Below are 19373 nucleotides of genomic sequence, written 5' to 3' on the forward strand. Positions count from 1 at the left end.
TTGTCTCACGCCATGAGCATGTGCTGTCGCGCAACGCGCCTACGGGGTGATCGGCGATGGGCCCCTGGGTGCCACAAAAGAGGGAGAGCGCCCCAGCATCGATCCCACGGCAGGACAGCGGCAATGCACCAGCAGGATGTTGTCGTAATGAATACCTTGTCGATGCAGCTCACCGAACAGGTCCTGCAGGGTCGGGTTGGCCATACCGAACCGGTTGCGCACGGTCAGCACATCCATGGGCGTTGCAGGGAGTGGGCTCGGTAACAGAGGTTGGTGACTGTTGCGCACGACCTGGCTGATGTCCCGATAACTCTCATAGTGCTCGCTCTGAAATTTCGCCAGCGTGTAGTTCTTGATGCGCCCCGGCAACGACGTGCCGGCCATCAGCGTGTCCCGGGCCAGCATGTCGGGAAAAGGCCCGACGCCCGGACCGGGCATAGGCTGCGCCGTGTTCAACGTTGCGTAAGGCCGGACCGACTGGCTGGCGATCCGGTGCAGCATCGGGTCGACCAGCTCGTGACCGTGAGGGGCGTAGGTTCGCAGTTCGGTGCCGTTGGGAATGGCCGTCGTGCGCGTCCATGGCAAGTAGTAGCCGTGGCTGCTGACGACCAGGGTGCGTGCCTGGGTCCGGTCCGATGTCCACAGCAGAAATTTGCGCCCCAGCTTCCACACTTGAACCGACGACGTGCCGAATTCGGCATTACCCGCCACGCTCCACGTCTTCATCAGGCCCGCTCCGTTGAAGAATGGCTTGAGCAGCGTTTTGCGTGGGTGGGTCGCCCTGCGCAGCCAGTCGCCGAAACTGCGGGCTGGCAGAGCGGCCTGCACTCGACTCAGCCCTCGGCCCAGTGCTGTGGCAGGCGCTGCGAGTTTGCGGAACGCCTGAAAAAGTCGTGGCGTGGCCGGTGCCATGTGCAACAGCCCCAGAGACAGAATGGCGAACATCACCTGGCGCCGTTCCTCCTGACGGTCGCCGGGGAGGTTGGCGGCCTGAATGCCCAGCGCAACGCTGGCCGCGCTGGCCGTCAGCGCCGCAACGGAGGCCGCCGGCAGCACGAGCGCCATGGGTGCCAATAACAGTTGCAGGCGATTGAGGTGTTGAATCCAGGCGCCGAGTGCCTGCTCGCGGTCGGTCACGATGCTGTCCTCGGCGTCGTACTGGCTGTTAAGACGCAGGCCCTCACAGATGAATCCCATGGGCGAGCCGGCCACTTCCTGCTCGCTTAGATGATGTTGTCGGGCGGCATGGGTGTCCGGGCTGTAGAGCGGCTCGGTCCAGGGACGCAGGATCGACACCGGTTCGGCCGGCGAGCGGACCCCGCCCCACAGCTCGAGGACATAACCGAGCCTGGCGTGAAAACGGCGCGGCATGTAATTGAGCACGGTCTCGCGCCAGGCAGGGTTGGCGGCTGCAGCAGTCAGATGATCGATGAGCTGCTGACGATTGCTGAATGGCACGAAGGGCGTGGACTGCCCGGCCTGATACAGCACGCCGTCGTCTCGGCCGGGAGTGGTGATCATCAGCAAGCCGACGCAGGGAGGGCAGTCAGCACTGAGGGGCAGGCCGTTGCTCACGTAAAAGCCCGCAGCGCTCCAGCGGACGGGAGCTGTTCTCAAAGGCCGCGTCTCGGGCAGATGCCCCTGCTGAGCCTGCTCGACGGCATCGATGACCCGCTGGAAACTGTCCCTGGGCAGTTCACCGCTTTTCAAGGCCAGCAGCGCCTGGCTAACGAACGTCGACCAGAGCGCGCGCTCGACGTCAGCGCGTTGCTGTTGCCAGAACCGGTCAAGTTGGCGCTGCATCAGTTCGAGAAAGTCGATGCCCTGAATGTATGCCTCGACGCCAATCGCGCTGATATTCAGCTCCGCCTCGGGCGACCATGTACCGTTGCCGCTAGGGTCGGCGTAGACGACCCAGCGACCGCCTTCGTCATCGTACCCCTGAGGCCGAAGCGCCCTGAACCGGCTTATCAGTGCCTGAGCCAGGGTGACGGGCGCTTCATCCGGCGTGACGATCACGTTGCCCGCCGCAATCCGCGGATGACCCCAGGGCGTCCTCGATGTGCCGGGCAAGTAGCGGATGAACACCCGCTGCGGGTCCGTGATCAGCGTGTGCATTTGCTTCAACGCGACTGGCTTGAGCCGGGGACACATCTGCCTCAGCCACTGGCCCATGAGCCGGTTCGCAACCCCGAGGGGCGTAGGGATTCGCGTCAGCAGCGGCTCATGGTGCTGCCAGTAATCGAGGGCGCTGACCAATGCCATCGCTGGCTCGATGGGCATGAGAGCGCAGTGGTCGTCGTCGATAAATGCGGCAGGTGATTCAACCGCATCGATGCCGCTCAGTCGTGCAGCGCAAAAGCGTTGCTGGGCAACGCGCAGTTGAGTGAACACGCCGTCCGAAGGCGCCGCCAGCGTGAGGAGGGTGTGCACGCCATCGAGGGAGAGATTCAGCCGATGCCAGGCCGATGCGTTGATCGCCTCCAGCACCTTGTCCGCCTTCCAGGGCGCGTCATCGCTGATGTACTCATGGCAAAGGGGCGCGCTGCCCAGCACATGGACATAGCAATGCCCCGTGGTGTTGGAACGTACATGGAAGATACCGGGGATGATCTCGCCGTTCAGCGCCAGCCCGCGCACGACCGAGCGTACCGGCGGCCCCGCCGACTGCAGGTCCTGGAGACTTGGCGGGAAACGTGTGAGGCCCAGCGCATCCAGCGCCAGTAGATGGCCGTCGTTATCGATCCGCTTGCGCGACTGCAGACGGGTCAGACCGTCTAGAAACGCCAGCCTGGCGAGCATCTCCCATGTGTCGCCGTGTTGCTCCCAGAACTCACGCCGCATCTGCTGGTGTTCCAGCGTCCATCGCGCTTCAATGAGGAGCTCGAAAAACGCCGAGACGGTCAGGGCGGGCGTCGAGGCCGACAGCGGGCGATCAGCCTCGGCGCAGCGTTTAAGGGCGAAAAATCCGAGCGGGTTCAGGGTCTCCCGGCCCAGCTCGCGTAACGTCAGGCGCAGCTCGAACCGCTCCCGACCGTCTGTTTCCACGGCCGGCTCCAGCGCGGTGCTGAAACTGATGTGCAGCTCATCAAGGTCAATGGGTGCGCCAAATCTGGCCTGCAGCGTTTCCTCCAGCCGCTGGTCCAGATGGTGGACGATCGAGGGCGGAAACTCGAGATCCAGTTGCCAGGCTTTCAGTACCCAGACCGACCCGTACAACAATTCGGCAACCGGACTGATGGCCTGGCGCATCAATCTTTTGTGGTTCAGCGCGTGAGGTTCGGCGGGCGCTGCCGCGGTGGGCTTCAGGGATTCTGCCGGCCGCATGTCCTCCGCGAACGGCGAAACGCTGAACGCGCTGCCATGGGGCAGGGTGTCATTGGAAAGGAGATCAAGGCCACTCGCGGAATCGGAGCTGCTGGGGTCGTTCATGGAAAATCGCGCCACGTGGAAAGGTGCCCACTATGGCGCGATGCCGGGTTGCAATGGCGGTAACTATGTATCGCGTATGCCACCGCGTCTGATGCCTGTATGAAAGCTGCAAGCGTTAAGCCGCAAGCCGCAAGCTGCAAGCTGCAAGCTGCAAGGAACATCAAGCGCCAATCAGTCGACGTCCAGCACGACCACCCGTTGCCCGGCGCGCACCGCCGAGCCGGGTTGTACGCGTACGTCGCTGACCACACCGGCGTGGGGCGCCAGCAGCGGGATTTCCATTTTCATCGACTCCAGAATCACCAGCGTTTCCCCCGCCTCGACGCGCTGACCGACGCTGACCTGCACCTGCCAGAGATTACCGGCAATGTGGCTGTCGATGCTGGTCTGCCCGTTTTGCAGCGGGGCTTCTTCCGTGGCTTCGGCCACCGCTTCGTCGCTCTCGAACGAGGCCTGGCCGTTGGCGATCCAGCGCTCGCGCTCGGCGCTGAACGCGCTTTGCTGCTGAGTGCGGAATGCTGCGATGCTCTGCGCTTCATCGGCCAGAAAGGCTTGGTACTCGGTCAGATTGAGCGTGCTGTGCTCGATCTGCAGTGGGTATCGACCGAGGGGGAAATCGCGGCGGATGGTCAGCAACTCGTCGGCACTGACAGGATAGAAACGGATCTGGTCGAAAAACCGCAGCAGCCACGGTTTGCCATCGAACGCCGCCACCGCGCGATAGCGGTTCCACATCTGCAACGTGCGGCCCACGAACTGATAACCGCCCGGGCCTTCCATGCCGTAGACGCACATGTACGCGCCGCCGATGCCGACCGAGTTTTCAGCGGTCCAGGTCCGCGCCGGGTTGTATTTGGTGGTGACCAGCCGATGCCGGGGATCCAGCGGCGTGGCGACCGGCGCGCCGAGGTAGACGTCGCCCAGCCCCATCACCAGATAGCTGGCGTCGAAGACGGTGCGGTGCACCTCGTCGAGGTTCGGCAGGTCGTTGATGCGGCGGATGAATTCCAGGTTGCTCGGGCACCACGGCGCGTCCTTGCGCACGGTGGTCATGTACTTTTCGATGGCCAACTGACAGGCCGGATCGTCCCAGGACAACGGCAGATGAACGATGCGCGACGGCACCTCCAGATTCTTGCTGGCGCAGACGCCGTCCCACTCGCCGGCGACCACCTCGAGCAGCGTTTTCAGCGGCAGTTGTTCGGGCTGGTAATGCACCTGCAGCGAACGAATGCCTGGCGTCAGGTCAATCACCCCGGTCAGCTGTTTGCTTTCCAGCGCCTGCATCAGCGCATGGCCCCGGAAGCGCAGCACCAGGTCCAGTTCCGCCGCGCCGATTTCCAGCAACAGATGGGTGTCGCCAGAAAGACGGGCAACCAGACGTGTGTCGTCCTTGCCGATGTCGAGCACAACAGGCGAGGTCAACACTAAACCCTGTAGGAGTGAGCTTGCTCGCGAAGACTCTGGTCGAGTCGCTACATATTCATCGGATGTACCGACCTCTTCGCGACCAAGCTCACTCCTACCCAGATCGGTGTTCAGTTTCAGCGAGCGGGCCGCTTCGACGCTCACCGGATAAAACCGCACCTTGTCCCCGGCCTTGAGCTGCCCCAACTGCCACAGATCCGCCTCGATGATCGTTACCGGGCAGACAAAACCGCCCAGGCTCGGCCCGTCCGGCCCAAGAATCACCGGCATGTCCCCGGTGAAATCCACCGCGCCGATGGCGTACGGATTGTCGTGAATGTTCGACGGGTGCAGACCCGCTTCGCCGCCGTCGGCGCGCACCCATTCAGGTTTCGGCCCGATCAGGCGCACGCCCGTGCGGCTGGAGTTGAAATGCACTTCCCAGTCGGTGGCAAAGAAGGTCTCGATGTAGCGCTCAGTGAAATATTCCGGCGCGGCGTGGGGGCCGTAGATCACCCGAATGTCTCGCACTGACGGCAGCTCGACGATCTGCGCTGGCGCCAACTGTTCACCTGCGCGGCGGTCCACCAACGGCGCTACATGCAGCACGTCCCCTGCGCGCAACGCCCGCCCGCCATGCCCGCCAAACTGGCCCAGCGTGAATGTGCTCTTGCTGCCCAGATAATCCGGCACGTCCAGCCCGCCCCGCACGCACAGATAACTGCGGGCACCGGCGCCAGCGATGGTGCCGAGGGCCAGCGTCGAGCCGGCTGAAACGAGCACAGACTGATTCATCGGCTGCACGTCGCCATTCAGCGTCAGCGGAATGACCGCGCCCGTCACGGCGATGACCGCCTCGGTGTTGAAGCGCAGGGTCGGCCCGGTCATGGTGATTTCCAGCGCGGCGCAGCCTTCAGCGTTACCCACCAGAGCATTGCCCAGGCGCAACGATCGGCTGTCCATCGGTCCGGACGGCGGCACGCCCACTGCCCAATAACCCAGACGCCCCGGGTAATCCTGAACGGTGGTCTGTGTGCCGCCGCTCAGCACCTCGAACGTGTCGGCGCGATAGCTCAGCCCCTCAAGGCACCGCGTCCACGGCTGACCGCTGGCGAACGGCGCATCTGCAATGATCTGGCGCAAGTAGTCACGATTGGTCTCGATGCCGTAGAGCCGCGTCTCACCCAAGGCCTGGGCCAGACCGTCACTGGCTGACGCCCTGTCCGGCGCCCAACTGATGACCTTGGCGATCATCGGATCGAAAAACGGCGGAATCTCGCACCCGGCCTCGACCCACGTGTCGATGCGCAGGCGTTTGCCGTCGGCGGCAGGAAAGTGCACCGAGGTCAGCAAGCCGGGGCTGGGCTGAAAATCCCGGCCCGGGTCTTCTGCGTACAACCGCGCCTGAATCGCGTGGCCGACAGGCTGTAAACCCACGCGCAATTCAACGAGCGGCGGCAGATCGCCGGCCGCCAGCTGAATCATCCAGCTCACCAGGTCCACGCCCCAGACCTGCTCGGTCACGCCGTGCTCGACCTGCAAACGGGTGTTCACTTCCAAAAGTAGAAGCGCTGATCGTCGCTGTCGAAGACGAACTCCACGGTGCCAGCGCTGCGGTAGTTGACCGCTTTCGCCAGCTTGATCGCCGCGGCGCACAGCTCATCGGCCATGCCAGCGGGCAGGTTCGGCGCGGGGGTTTCTTCGAAGACTTTCTGATTGCGACGCTGCACCGAACAGTCGCGCACGCCGAGGGCGATCACTTCGCCACAACCGTCGCCGAACACCTGCACTTCCAGATGGCGGGCGCGCTGGATGTACTTCTCGATGAACACGCCGGCGTCGCTGAAGTTGTTCTGGCCCAGCCGCTTGACGGCCTCGAACGACTCGCTCAGTTCGCTGGCGCTGCGGCACACGCGCATGCCGATGCCGCCGCCGCCGGCCGTGCTTTTCAGCATGACCGGGTAGCCGATGGTTTCAGCAGCGCTCAATGCGGCGTCCACGCTGTCCAGCAATTCGGTGCCTTCAAGCATCGGCACGCCGTGCTGTTTCGCGAGCGCGCGAGCGGTGTGCTTGAGGCCGAAGACCCGCAGTTGCTCGGGCGTCGGGCCGACGAAGGCGATCCCGGCGTCTTCACAGGCCTGGGCGAAGGCCGCGTTCTCCGACAGGAAACCGTAACCCGGGTGGATTGCTTTGGCGCCCGCGGATTGAGCGATGGCGAGTATTTTGTCCACCGCCAGATACGTGCCGGCGGCGCCACCGTCACCCAGACTGTGGGCTTCGTCGGCTTGCAGGATGTGCAGACTGGCAGCGTCCGCTTCGGCGTACACCGCGACGCCGCCGACCTGCAGGTCGCGAAGGGTACGCAGGATGCGGCAGGCAATGGCGCCGCGGTTGGCAATCAGCAGTTTGTCGAACATGGCATAGACCCCGGGGACCGACAGCGATCAATCCCTCACTGGGTAGCGGGCCGTCCCGCTGTGGTACGCGTTGCACGAAGGCCGTCCCTCGCGCCGAAGCCTTGAACCCTTGAAACTGTGGTCAGCGGTCAGTCCCAGACCAGGAGTTCTGCCGGGGTCGGGTTGTAGCCGTTGCACGGGTTGTTCAGCTGAGGACAGTTGGAAATCAGCACGATCACGTCCATCTCGGCGCGTAGTTCAACGTACTTGCCGGCGCCGGAAATGCCGTCCTCGAAGGTCAGCCCGCCGTCCGCCGTGACCGGGACGTTCATGAAGAAATTGATGTTCGGGCTAATGTCACGCTTGCCCAGCCGGCCGTCATGGATGCAGGCGCGCAGGAAGCTGTCGCGGCAGCTGTGCATGTGCTTTTTTCCAGCGCATAACGCACGGTGTTGCTCTCTTGGGCGCAGGCGCCGCCGAGGGTGTCGTGGCGGCCGCAGGTGTCTTCGACGATGGTCAGCATCGGCTTGCCCAGGTTCGAATAAAGGACGCTGCCCTTGCTCAGGTAAACGTTGTTCTGGCGGCGCAGCGTGCGTTGTACGTCATAGCGTTCGCGGGGGTTGGCGAGGCTGTAGAACAGCGTGTCGACCGCCTGATTGCCTTCTAGATCGAGCAGGCGCAGGGTTTGCCCGGCCTTGAGTTCGGTCAGCGATGGCTCGCCTGCCGGGATATGGGTGATGGAAACGGGGGCAGAGGTCATGGTGCTGGTCATACTGGCCTCCTCAGGCGAACAGGCGATCGGTGTTGATGAAACCGCGCACATTTTCTTCGCGGGACGTGCGGCAGTGCTCGGCGACGCTGGGGTCGGCCTTCATCCAGCTCAGCTGGACCGGCTGCGGTGCGTACTCGGGGTTGGGGTCCATCGGGTGTTGCAGGGCGGTCATCACGACCAGCGTGTCCATCGGCGCGTACAGCTCGATGCTGTCGCCCGCTTTTGAGTTGCCCGGGACGAAGGCCAGCGCGCCGTGATCGTCGACGTTGACCCGGCTGAACAGGTTCAGCGTCATCAACAGATCCGACAGGCCCAGGCCCCACTTGCCCATCTCCACCAGCAGGTTGTCGGCGCCGTTGCGGAAGAAGCCGTTGCGCAGTTCCTGATAGCGGCCCTGGCCGTATTTCTCGGTGACCTCTTCGGCGCACAGCACGCCGCCGATGCTGTCGCTCCAGCCGCAGGTGTCGGCGGTGATCGCCGCCAGCACGCGGCCCATGTCCGAATACAGACAATGGCCGCTGGTGAGCTTGGCGGTGTGCTGGCACTTGAGGCTGTCGGGCAGGTTCAGCCGCTCGGTTTTTTCGTGGGCGTTGAACATCGTCAGGCTGACGTTGGCGTTGCCATTCAGGTCGGTCAGGCGCAGCAGTTCGCCCCGTTTGAGCACGAACGACAGGTGGCCGCCACCGGGTAGCAGCTCTTCGGCGAACACGGGAAACAGCGTGGTTGAATCAGTCATGGGCAATGTCCTTCAAGCCGTTTTCAGCGAATCAAGCGCCACGCGGGCGGCGCGACGATCGCTGTTCAGGGGAATGTCGTAAGTGATGCGCGCGCCATAGGCGCTGGGGGCGTGCGGGTCGATGCGGACCTTGTCGAACACCAGCAGCCGAGTGCCGAGGTTGAAGCCTTCGGACAGGTCGTGGGTGACCATGAACACCGTCAGTTTGGTCTCCCGCCACAGCTCCAGCAGCAGCCCATGCATGTCCTTGCGGATGCCGGGGTCGAGGGCGCCGAAGGGCTCGTCCAGCAACAAAACCCTTGGCTTCATGATCAGCGCCTGGGCGATGGCCAGACGCTGTTGCATGCCACCCGACAGTTGCGTCGGGTACTTGTCCAGCGCGTGATCGAGGCCGACCTTGTGCAACAGCGCCGCCGCCTGTTCCCGGGCGTCACGCTTGGCGGCGCCGAACAGCCGCCCGAGCAACGCCGAGCGCGGCAACTCCAAGCCCAGGGCAACGTTGTCCAGCACCGACAAGTGCGGGAACACCGAATAGCGCTGGAACACCACGCCACGGGTCGAATCCGGTTCCTTCGCCAGCGGCTGACCGTCCAGCAGAATCGTGCCTTTGCTGGCGACTTCCTGGCCGAGCAGCAGGCGCAGGAAGGTCGATTTGCCGCAGCCCGACGCGCCCACCAGGGTGCAGAACTCGCCTTCGGCAATGCTCAGGTTCAGGCCTTCGAGCACCACCTGATCGCCGTATTGCTGCCAGACGTTTTTGACCGAAATGAAGCTCATGGGCGTGCCCCCTCGTACCACGGGAACGCTTTGCGGGTGAGGGCTTTCAGGCCCCAGTCCATCAGCCAGGCGAGGAGGGTGATCCACAACACGTAGGGCAGAATCATGTCCATCGCCAGATAGCGCCGCACCAGAAAGATCCGGTAACCCAGACCGTCGGTGGAGGCGATGGCTTCGGCCGCGATCAGAAACAGCCACGCCGACCCCAGCACCAGCCGCAGCGAGATCAACAGGCGCGGCAGCAATTGCGGCAGCACCACCCGCAGGATCAGCGTCCAGGTCGAGGCGCCCAGGGTTTGCGCCTTGATCAGCAGCTCGACCGGTATCTCCCGGGCGCGCTGCTCCAGGTCACGGGCCAGCACCGGCGTGATGCCGATGACGATGAGCATCACCTTCGACAGCTCGCCCAGACCAAAGACGATGAACAGGATCGGCAGAATCGCCAGCGGCGGCACCATCGACAGCACCGTCAGCAGCGGCGACAGTGGCGCGCTGAACAACGGCAGTACTCCCGAAGCGATGCCCAGGCACAACCCGACTACGGCGCTGATCGCCAGCCCGATTGCCAGTCGCTTGAGACTGGCCCCCGTGTCCTGCCAGAGGATGTATTCGCCGGTGCGTTGATCGGGCACGAACGCCACCCGTTTGATCGCATCGGTCATCTGCACGGCGCTGGGCAGCAGCTTGTCGTTGGGGTTTTCCGTCAGCCGTGTCGCCGAGCCCGTGAAATAGGCGAACAGCAACAGGGCGAACGGCAGGAGCACCAGGATCAGGCGACTGGCGCGATCCGGGCGGCGGTTTATCAAACGCATGGCAAAGACCTTTGGTTTTTACAGCGTGCCGTCGGCAGCCATCTGCACGTAGCTTGTGTCGAAGTGCAGCTTGAGGTTGGCCTTGTCGCCTTCGGTGACGCTGTTGGCGAAGGTCATGCCGACGGCGCTGGCGTCTTTGGCGCCTTCGCCGAGCAGGCCGTGGTCGAAGGAGAAATCGGCGACCTTACGCATGGTGGCCGGCAGTTGTTTGCTGGTGGCAAACTCCAGCGCCTCTTTAGGCGTGGCGAACAGCTTGGTGGTGTCCAGTTGCGACTGGAAGCCGGCCAGATCGGTGCCCGACGCCTGGGCCATGTGTTCCAGCGCGGCTTTGGATTCGGCGGACTTGGCGTTCATCAGCGCCACCACTTCAAACCACGCGCCGGTCAGGGCTTTGCCCAAGGCCGGGTTGTCTTTCAGGGTCTGGGTGTTGACCACCATCATGTCCATGATCTCGCCGGGGATCTTGCTGGAGTCGAACACTTCGGTGACGCCGGGCTTGGCCTTGATCTCCGAGAGCATCGGGTTCCAGGTGGTGACGGCCTTGACCTCACTGGTGTTGAAAGCGGCGGCGATGTCGGCGTCGGAGGTGTTGACGACTTTCAGGTCTTTTTCGGTCAGGTCCACCGAGTCGAGCGCGCGGGCGAGGAGGTAGTGGGACACCGACAGCTCGACCAGATTGACGTCCATGCCCTTGAGGTCGGTGACTTTCTTGCCGTCGCCCTTTATGACGATGCCGTCGTTGCCGTTGGAGAAATCGCTGACCACCAGCGCGGTGCTTTCAACGCCGCCGGCGGCAGGAATGGTGAGGGCGTCCATGTTGGTCATGGTGCAACCGTCGAACTGGCCGGCGGTGTACTGGTTGATGGATTCGACGTAGTCGTTGAGCTGGGTGACTTTGATGTGGATGCCGTACTTCTTGGCCCACTTGTCGACGATGCCTTGAGTCCCTGCGTATTCCCATGGCATCCAGCCGGCATAAATGGTCCAGCAGACGTCGAAATCTTTCTTCGGGGCGGCGGTGGCCGAAAGGCTCAATGCGGCGAAGACGCCGGCGGTGAGCAGGCTGAACAGACGGGACTTTTGCATTGGGGGTGTCTCCAGTAGCGAAAAGGGACGGTCAGGAGCACGGCGACACCACTGGTGTCCTGTCTCCCGGGCTTTTATCCCGCCGTGTAACCTCTACTGGAGGTCGCCAACTCTCGGACCAGCCACTCGCTGAAAGGCGAGCCGGAACCCTAGTCGGCTATTGCAAATTGTGGTGCCGCGAACCTGAGGTGACTCCTGCACAAGCTCCCTCAAGCGAGAGTTGTGCCAAGTTGCGCAAACCCTTGTGCCGCCTGAGCCGCGCGGGCACAGGTCGTTTGACGAAGGACAAGGCGTGCACTGATGCAGGGCGCCGTCTGGCGGCTGGGGACCGCGGTGGGGCACTCGCTCATGATTCAAGAGTCTGAGTTAGCGTTCTCGGCAGTTTCGGGAACGCCGACCAGCGCCGCTGGTTCGAGCTCTACCGCGGTCCGGGAGGCCGCCATGTATCGACGATTGCTTACCGCTTTGATGACGTTGTCCCTGGCAGGTTGTTACGGAGGTTATTACGAATCAGAAAGCTACACGCAGCCGATCTATAGCAGTGGCTACAGCAGCGGTTACGTGTACGAGAGTTACCGTCCGGTCGCTCCGGTGTATTCGGCAGGGGCGGTGTATTACTCCTCGCCGCGTTATTACTCGGCGCCTCGCTACTATGCGCCCCTCCACGTTATTACGCTCCGCCACCCCGTTATTACGGGCCTGGCTACGGACGCCCCGGTTATGGACGCCCTGATTACGGCGGTCGCCCGGGTTATGGTGGCGGCAACTGGAATGGCGGCGGGTACCACGGCGGGGGTGGCTACAACGGCGGCGGTTATCACGGCGGCGGCAATGGCTATCGCCCTTCGCCTCCAGGTCCGCGACCCGGTGGCGGAAATGGCCCCGGCCCCGGTGGGGGTGGCTGGCATGGCAATCCCGGAGGTGGCGGTGGCGGCGGACCACGTCCCGGCTTTGGGCCCGGCGGAGGTGGCCACCGGGGAGATGGCGGTTTCGGTCGTGGTGGTCACGGCGGACCAGGCGGACGAGGCGGCGGCAATCGCTGAGTAACGCAAAAACGGCGCTCCGAGGAGCGCCGTTTTTTATGGGATGAATCTCACGGTTGAGGTGCACCACCCGACGCCTTCCCGGCTAAAGCCAGTCCTACAGGGGAAACGCATTCCAATAGTGGGACAGGCTTCAGCCGGGAAGTGGCCCGTCCATTCACCCTCATGTGTGCGGTGCAGCACCTGACGCCTTCCTGGCTAAAGCCAGTCCTACAGGGATACGCATTCCAATAGTGGGACCGGCTTCAGCCGGGAAGAGGCCCGTGAATTCCCCCTCACACGTGCGGTGCAGCACCTGACGCCTTCCTGGCTAAAGCCAGTCCTACAGGGATACGCATTCCAATAGTGGGACCGGCTTTAGCCGGGAAGAGGACAGCGCAGGCACCATCAGTTTTGCAGTGTGACGTACGATGCCTTCCCGGCTGAAGCCGGTCCCACTAAATGCGTGCGTTTCGTCAGTAACATGAACGAACGCCCAATCTCAATACTCCGACAAATCCGCCAGCGGGTGCCGTCCTTCCCAGGCCTTCTCGAAGTGCGCGTCCACCACCGCCAGCGGAATGGTGGCGATGTCCTGCCAATGCCAGTGAGGCTTTTGGTCCTTATCGATCAGCCGAGCGCGAACACCCTCAGCGAACTCGGGATGTCGGCAGCAGTTGAGCGCCATGGTGTATTCCATCTGGAACACCTCGGCCAGCGACAGATGTCGCGCTCGCTCAATCTGCTCCCACACCAGATGCGCGGTCATCGGGCAGCCGTCGGTCATGGTTTTCGCCGCCTTGGCCAATAACAGGTCATCGCCATTCAGGTGATGTTTCAACGCACTCCAGGCACTCGGTGCGTCGGCCACGTCCAGCAACTCATCAAGGTTCTCGCGCCGAGGCAGCCATTGCGCGGGGGCATCTGATCCACCGCCTCCAGTTGCAGCGCCCGGAACAGGCTGGTCAGTTGCACCTTCGTCTGTTCCTGCCAGTTGAGTTGCAGCAGCCGGTCAATCATTTCCTCCTGCTGATCGTCCAGCAGAAAGCGATCAGCGAGCCCGAGATCCAGCGCGTCACGGCCGTTGATGTGCGCGCCGGTCAATCCGAGAAACAGCCCCAATTTGCCCGGCAGTCGCGACAGGAACCAGCTGGCGCCGACGTCAGGAAACAGGCCGATGCTGATCTCCGGCATCGCCAGACGGCTGCTTGGCGTGACGACGCGGATGCTCGCCCCCTGCAGAAGGCCCATGCCGCCGCCCAGCACATAGCCGTGGCCCCAGCAGATCAGCGGTTTGGGATAGGTGTGCAGCGTGTAATCCAGTCGATATTCCGCGGCGAAAAACTGCGCAGCCAGGGGCGGGACCGTGCCCGGCTGACCGCGCCCGGCCTCGACCAGCGCTCGCACGTCGCCACCGGCACAGAAGGCTTTTTCACCATTGCCGCGCAGCAATACGCAGACGATTTGCGGGTCGCTGGCCCATTCATTCAAGCGGTCCTGCAACGCGAGAATCATCGGCAGCGACAGGGCATTGAGGGATTTTTCCGCATCCAGCGTGGCGATGCCCAGGCGGGCGCCGTCCGTTGCGGTGAGCTCTTCAAATTGCAGATTCATCGTGACCTCTTGTCAGTGGTACGGGGATCTATCGAGAGTTGTGAGTCCCCTCGACGCCCGGAAGTTGCAAACCGGCGGCTGTGAACGAGTGTAGGAACATCCGACGGCGCCGCGCTGGAAATAATCAGCCACAGTCCCTAAAGTTGCGCATTGTTTCTGCCGGATCACACCATGACAAACGACGACCGTATCAAACTGGAGGCCAGCTGGAAGCAGGCCCTGCGCGACGAGTTCGAGAAGCCTTATATGGGCGAGCTGCGCGACTTTCTGCGTCAGGAGCATGCGGCGGGCAAGGAAATCTATCCGCCGGGCCCGCTGATCTTCAATGCGCTGAACTCGACGCCGCTGGATAACGTGAAAGTGGTCATCCTCGGTCAGGATCCTTATCACGGCCCCAATCAGGCCCACGGCCTCTGCTTCTCGGTGCAACCAGGCGTGCCGGCGCCGCCTTCGCTGGTCAACATCTACAAAGAGCTCAAGCGTGACCTGAACATCGACATCCCCAATCACGGCTATCTGCAATCCTGGGCCGATCAGGGCGTTTTGATGCTCAACACCACGCTCACTGTCGAGCGCGCCAACGCCGCTTCTCATGCCGGCAAAGGCTGGCAGCACTTCACCGACAAGATCATTGAAACCGTCAGCGCCCATCAGCCGCACCTGGTGTTCCTGCTGTGGGGCGCCCATGCGCAGAGCAAGAAAAAACTGATCGATGCCTCCAAGCACCTGATCCTGACCGCCGTGCACCCGTCGCCGCTGTCGGCCTACAAAGGGTTTATCGGCTGCGGGCATTTTGGTCTGGCAAACAAGTTTCTGGAGCAGAACGGCATGGCGCCGATCGAGTGGCGATTGCCGCCTGTTGCCTAGCGCGGGATTACGCCAGGAGGGACACGGACCCTGTGGGAGTGGAGCTTGCTCACGAAGACGGAGTTTCAACCGCTGAAAATTTGGCGGATGTACTGACTTCTTCGCGAGCAAGCTCGCTCCCACAATTTGTATGTCGGCAGATACTTATGCGGTAGTGCCATGTTTGATGAGAGCGAGGCCTCAACCCAGCCGTCGATCCCAATACCGAAACAACGGCTCGGCCAGGAACAACACAAACAACAACCGCATCACTTGCATTGCTGTCACCAGTGGCACCGACAGTTGCAGCACCTCCGCCGTCAGGCTCATTTCTGCGATCCCCCCGGCATCATCCCCAGCGTCAACGAGCGTAAATCCAGATGAGTCAGCGTGCTCAAGCCCAGTGCGCAGAACGCCGCGATGCTCATGGTCAGCGCTGTCCCCAGCAGCGTGCGACCGATAAACGACGGCGCACGACGAAAGAACGCGCGGTTGAAGTGGCAGCCCAGACCGCTGCCGATCAGCCACTGCCCCAGCTGACTGCCACCCTGGGGCAGGCCGATGTGCAAATCGAAACTGACGCTGATGACCGCGCTGATCAGCAACGGTCCGAATAACCACGGATTAGGCTGCTTCAACCGCTCCCAGCCCCAGGCCACCAACGCACCCAGCGGAAACAGCAGCATCAGCCACCGCCAATCCACCACCGTCGCGTGGGAAGGCGGGCCGCCGTCGCCCATCAGGTATTTGAAGATCGCCGGCACGCACAGCACCACCGCCAGCACCCGCAGACTCTGCCCGGCGGCGACGTTGCTGAGAATCGCGCCGTTGCGTGCGCCGAGGTTGACCATCTCGCCCGAACCGCCGGGCATGCTGGAAAAGAACGCCGTGGCGCGGTCTTCGCCAGTGCGCAGCATCAGCCACACACCGACCACGCTGGAAACGCTGGTCACCAGTGCGCCGATAAAGATCAGGCCGAAGTGGGAGAGGACTTGTTCGATGACGACGGGGGTGAAGTGCAGGCCGATGCCGATGCCGACCACCCATTGGCCGCCTTTGCGGCCGCCGGGGATTTCAGCCAGCTGCCAGGGCGTGAGGCAGCGCACCAGGATGATTGCCAGCAACGAGCCGACCATCCAGGGCAGTGGCCAGCCGACCTGACTGGCGAGAAATCCCCCAGCAGGCCGACCAGCGGCGTACCCCACCATGTGCTGAATGGCCGGTCAGACATCGGCCAGCGCGCGACGCTGTCTGGAGCGCTTGCGCCAGATGCGGATCAGCGGGAACACCAGCATGAATGCGGTCACTACCCACATGCCCAGGGTGATCGGGCTAGACCACAGGATTTCCAGCCCGCCATTGGAAATCGACAACGCGCGGCGCAGGTTCTGCTCCATCAGCCCACCAAGGATGAACCCCAGCAGAATCGGCGACAGCGGGAAATCCAGCTTGCGCAAGATGTAGCCGAAGATGCCGATACCGACCATCAGGAACAGGTCGAAGGTGGTGGCATGCACCGCGTAGACGCCGATTCCGGTGATGATCGCGATCACCGGCACCAGTGCCCAGTTCGGTACGGACAGGATGCGGGTGAAGATGCGGATCATCGGGATGTTGAGGATCACCAGCATGATGTTGGCGACGAACAACGACGCGATCAGGCCCCAGACGATGTCCGGTTGCTGTTGAAACAGCAGCGGTCCCGGCGTGATGTTGTACAGCGACAGGGCGCCGATCATCACCGCCGTGGTACCCGAACCCGGCACGCCCAGGGTCAGCATCGGCACCAGTGCGCCGCAGGCCGTCGCGCCAATGGCGGTCTCCGGAGCGGCCAGACCGCGCATGTCGCCCTGTCCGAACTTGCCACTTGCGCCGGCGATGCGTTTCTCGGACATGTAAGTCACGGCGCTGGCCAGCGTTGCACCTGCACCTGGCAGCACGCCCATGATGAAGCCCATCAAGCCGCAACGGATGTTCACCCAAAAGACCGAACTGGCCTCCTTGAAGTTGAACATCATGCGCCCGGTGGCTTTCACCGCTTCCTGCCCGCGGTGGGTTTTCTCCAGCAGCAACAGAATTTCACTGATCGAGAACAGACCCAGCACCAGCACGACGAACTGAATGCCGTCAGCCAGATGGATGTTGTCGCCGGTGAAACGGTACACGCCGCTGTTGGCGTCGATACCGATGCTCGACAGAAACAGCCCGATCAGCGCAGCGACAAAGGTCTTCAGCGGCCGATCACCGGCCATGCCACCCAGGCAGACAATGGCGAACACCATCAGCACGAAGTATTCCGCCGGGCCGAAGGCAATTGCCCATTTCGCCAGCAGCGGCGCGAACATGACCATGCCGCAGGTGGCGATGAACGCGCCAATGAACGAACTCCACGCCGACAGCGACAACGCCACACCGGCCATGCCCTGACGCGCCATTGGGTAACCGTCCAGCGCTGTCATCACAGTCGATGCTTCGCCCGGAATGTTGAGCAGAATGGAGCTGATGCGGCCGCCGTATTCGCAGCCCAGGTACACCGCCGCCAGCAGAATCAACGCCGACTCCGGCGGCAGGCCCAACGCGAATGCGATGGGGATCAACAGCGCCACGCCATTGATCGGGCCCAGCCCGGGCAGCAGGCCGACGACGGTGCCGATCAGCGTGCCGGACAGGGCGGTGATCAAGTTGTAAGGGGTCAGCGCGACGCCGAAGCCCTGGCCGAGATAGCCGAGAGTGTCCATATCAATTCTCCAGAACGTCGAGCAGGCCGAGGGGCAGGGGCACATCCATCACTTTGTCGAACAGCACGTACAGCGCGATGCTCATGAAGATGATGATCACGACACTCGGAAGCCAGCGGCCGCCGTACAAGCGCGCCATGGGAATGCCGATCAGGATGCTGCTCAATACAAAGCCCAGCGGCTCGAACAGCCCGGCGAACACCAGCAACAGCAGGGTACAGATACCGATCTTGATCAGCGTCGGACGGTCCAGCGCCGGCTCTTCCTCGGAATGCACGATCGGCGTCGGACGGATCGCCATATACAGCAGCGAAATACCCATCAGCGCCAGCATGAGCAGCGGGAAGGCGCGGGGGCCAACCGGTTCGTAGGAAAACGGCGCCTGATAAGGCCAGGCCATCATTGCCAGACCGATGCAGACCAGCAGCAGCACGACAGCGAAAAGTCGTTGTATCACCATGGAAAACTCCCGGATCACGCCACCGCGCAGGCGGCGCAATCCTCAGTCAATCGAAGACCGGTCTATGCAGTTCAGTCACTGAATCAGGCCGAATTCCTTGGCCAGCGTCTTGTACTCGGCGACGCGGGTTTTCACATACTTGTCGAGCTCTTCACCGGTCATGGCGAACGGGAACAGCTCACGCTGATCGCGCAGCTTGGCGAAGTCTTCCGAGGCCAGCAGCTTGTCGAAGGCCGCTTTCCACCAGTTGTAGTCCTCGTCCGAGACCTTTGGCCCCAGATAGAAACCGCGCACCACCGGCCAGACGATGTCGTAGCCTTGTTCTTTGGCGGTCGGGATGTTCTTCATTTCCGGCTCGTCCAGACGCTCTTCGGAGAACACTGCCAGCAAGCGCATGTCGCCGCTGAGGATGTGCGGCATGGAATCGGAAATGTCGGTGGAGCCCACTTGAATGTGGCCGCCGAGCAGGGCAGTGGCGATTTCACCGCCGCCTTCCAGGGCGACGTAACGCAGTTCGCGCGGGTTGATTTTGGCAGCCTTGGCGATCAGCGCGGTCTGCATCCAGTCCTGGCTGCCCACGGTGCCGCCGGAGCCGATGACCACTTTGCCCGGGTCGGCTTTCAGGGCTTTAACGAGATCGTCGAGGTTCTTGTAGGGCGAATCAGCCTTGACCGCGATCGCGCCGTAGCTGGTGCCGACGGCGGCCAGCCAGCGCACGGCGTTCTCGTCGAAACGGCCGAACTTGCCCTGGGCCAGGTTCAACAACGAACCGCTGGACCAGGCCACCAGTGTGCCGGCGTCGGCCGGGCGCTGAGCGACCACCGCGTTGTACGCCACGGCGCCGACGCCGCCCGGCATGTAGGTGACGCGCATCGGTTTGGAAAGGATCTTCTCGTTGATCAGCGCGCTTTGCGCCAGCTTGCAGGTCAGGTCGAAGCCGCCGCCGGGCGAGGCCGGCGCGATGCATTCAGGACGATTGGGCTCGGCGGCCCACAATTGGGTGGCCATCAGCAGGCAGCTGGCGGCAACGCTGATATGGCGCAACGATAGGTTCATGGTCCGTCTCCAGAGGAGTTGTTGTTTTAATGGGGCAGGCAGTCGTACGTTCGTCAGGCAGTTATCTCACGGCCTCGCGAAAGGGTCGGCCGACAAGATGCGGACGTGACGAAACACCGCGCAACAGGGCTGCGAGGTGAACAGTAAACACAACGGGATTCAGGCGGCACGAGGGCCGAGGATTGCAGTGAGGGCATCACTGATGACTCCGATATTGTT

10 protein-coding genes, 4 pseudogenes and 1 riboswitch are annotated in these 19373 nt (G+C 62.8%); of the genes and pseudogenes, 2 read left to right on the forward strand and 12 right to left on the reverse strand.

Annotated features, from left to right (window positions below; all coding sequences use genetic code 11):
• Positions 1-39 precede the first annotated feature (39 nt).
• The 7 genes and pseudogenes from JN403_RS10200 to JN403_RS10230 form a co-directional block, all read right to left on the reverse strand.
• The gene (locus JN403_RS10200; RefSeq protein WP_205486888.1) at positions 40-3432 is read right to left on the reverse strand and encodes a DUF6543 domain-containing protein; all 3393 of its coding nucleotides are present in this window, start codon (positions 3430-3432) and stop codon (positions 40-42) included.
• A gap of 171 nt (positions 3433-3603) precedes the next feature.
• Positions 3604-7256 (reverse strand): annotated as a pseudogene (gene uca, locus JN403_RS10205) (urea carboxylase).
• 128 nt (positions 7257-7384) lie between these two features.
• Positions 7385-8007, reverse strand: a pseudogene (locus tag JN403_RS10210) (urea amidolyase associated protein UAAP2).
• Between the two features lie 10 nt (positions 8008-8017).
• Positions 8018-8743, reverse strand: coding sequence for an urea amidolyase associated protein UAAP1 (locus JN403_RS10215; RefSeq protein WP_205486889.1), 726 nt, complete (start codon positions 8741-8743; stop codon positions 8018-8020).
• Positions 8744-8755: 12 nt separating this feature from the next.
• Positions 8756-9520 (reverse strand): ABC transporter ATP-binding protein, encoded by a 765-nt coding sequence (locus JN403_RS10220; protein ID WP_205486890.1) that lies wholly within the window; start codon positions 9518-9520, stop codon positions 8756-8758.
• Entirely contained in the window at positions 9517-10332 is an 816-nt protein-coding gene (locus JN403_RS10225; protein WP_205486891.1) for an ABC transporter permease, read from the reverse strand. The genes JN403_RS10220 and JN403_RS10225 overlap by 4 nt, the downstream gene beginning before the upstream one ends.
• A gap of 18 nt (positions 10333-10350) precedes the next feature.
• On the reverse strand, positions 10351-11418 hold the full coding sequence (locus JN403_RS10230; RefSeq protein ID WP_205486892.1) for a putative urea ABC transporter substrate-binding protein: 1068 nt from the start codon (positions 11416-11418) through the stop codon (positions 10351-10353).
• A gap of 61 nt (positions 11419-11479) precedes the next feature.
• Positions 11480-11582, reverse strand: a riboswitch (guanidine-I (ykkC/yxkD leader).
• A 277-nt stretch (positions 11583-11859) separates the two neighbouring features.
• On the opposite strand from JN403_RS10230, the gene JN403_RS10235 reads away from it, so the two are divergent.
• Positions 11860-12465: a hypothetical protein gene (locus JN403_RS10235; RefSeq protein ID WP_240356884.1), complete on the forward strand. Its 606-nt coding sequence runs from the start codon at positions 11860-11862 to the stop codon at positions 12463-12465.
• 477 nt (positions 12466-12942) lie between these two features.
• On the opposite strand, the pseudogene JN403_RS10240 reads toward JN403_RS10235, so the two are convergent.
• Positions 12943-14054 (reverse strand): annotated as a pseudogene (locus tag JN403_RS10240) (enoyl-CoA hydratase/isomerase family protein).
• Positions 14055-14225: 171 nt separating this feature from the next.
• Here JN403_RS10240 and ung point away from each other — a divergent pair.
• Complete coding sequence (ung, locus tag JN403_RS10245) at positions 14226-14921, forward strand: uracil-DNA glycosylase (RefSeq protein ID WP_205486893.1); 696 nt, start codon at positions 14226-14228, stop codon at positions 14919-14921.
• Positions 14922-15101: 180 nt separating this feature from the next.
• On the opposite strand, the pseudogene JN403_RS10250 reads toward ung, so the two are convergent.
• From JN403_RS10250 to JN403_RS10265, 4 genes and pseudogenes are all read right to left on the reverse strand, one after another.
• Positions 15102-16131, reverse strand: a pseudogene (locus JN403_RS10250) (AbrB family transcriptional regulator).
• Entirely contained in the window at positions 16124-17638 is a 1515-nt protein-coding gene (locus tag JN403_RS10255; protein ID WP_065992418.1) for a tripartite tricarboxylate transporter permease, read from the reverse strand. Before JN403_RS10255 ends, JN403_RS10250 begins: the two are co-directional and overlap by 8 nt.
• A 1-nt stretch (position 17639) precedes the next feature.
• Positions 17640-18098 carry a tripartite tricarboxylate transporter TctB family protein gene (locus tag JN403_RS10260; RefSeq protein WP_205486894.1) on the reverse strand — a complete coding sequence of 153 codons (459 nt, stop codon included), beginning with the start codon at positions 18096-18098 and terminating at the stop codon, positions 17640-17642.
• A 75-nt stretch (positions 18099-18173) separates the two neighbouring features.
• The gene (locus tag JN403_RS10265) at positions 18174-19154 is read right to left on the reverse strand and encodes a tripartite tricarboxylate transporter substrate binding protein (RefSeq protein WP_205486895.1); all 981 of its coding nucleotides are present in this window, start codon (positions 19152-19154) and stop codon (positions 18174-18176) included.
• Positions 19155-19373 lie beyond the last annotated feature (219 nt).

This window comes from Pseudomonas sp. 15A4 (genome assembly GCF_016925575.1).
Taxonomy (GTDB): Bacteria; Pseudomonadota; Gammaproteobacteria; order Pseudomonadales; family Pseudomonadaceae; genus Aquipseudomonas.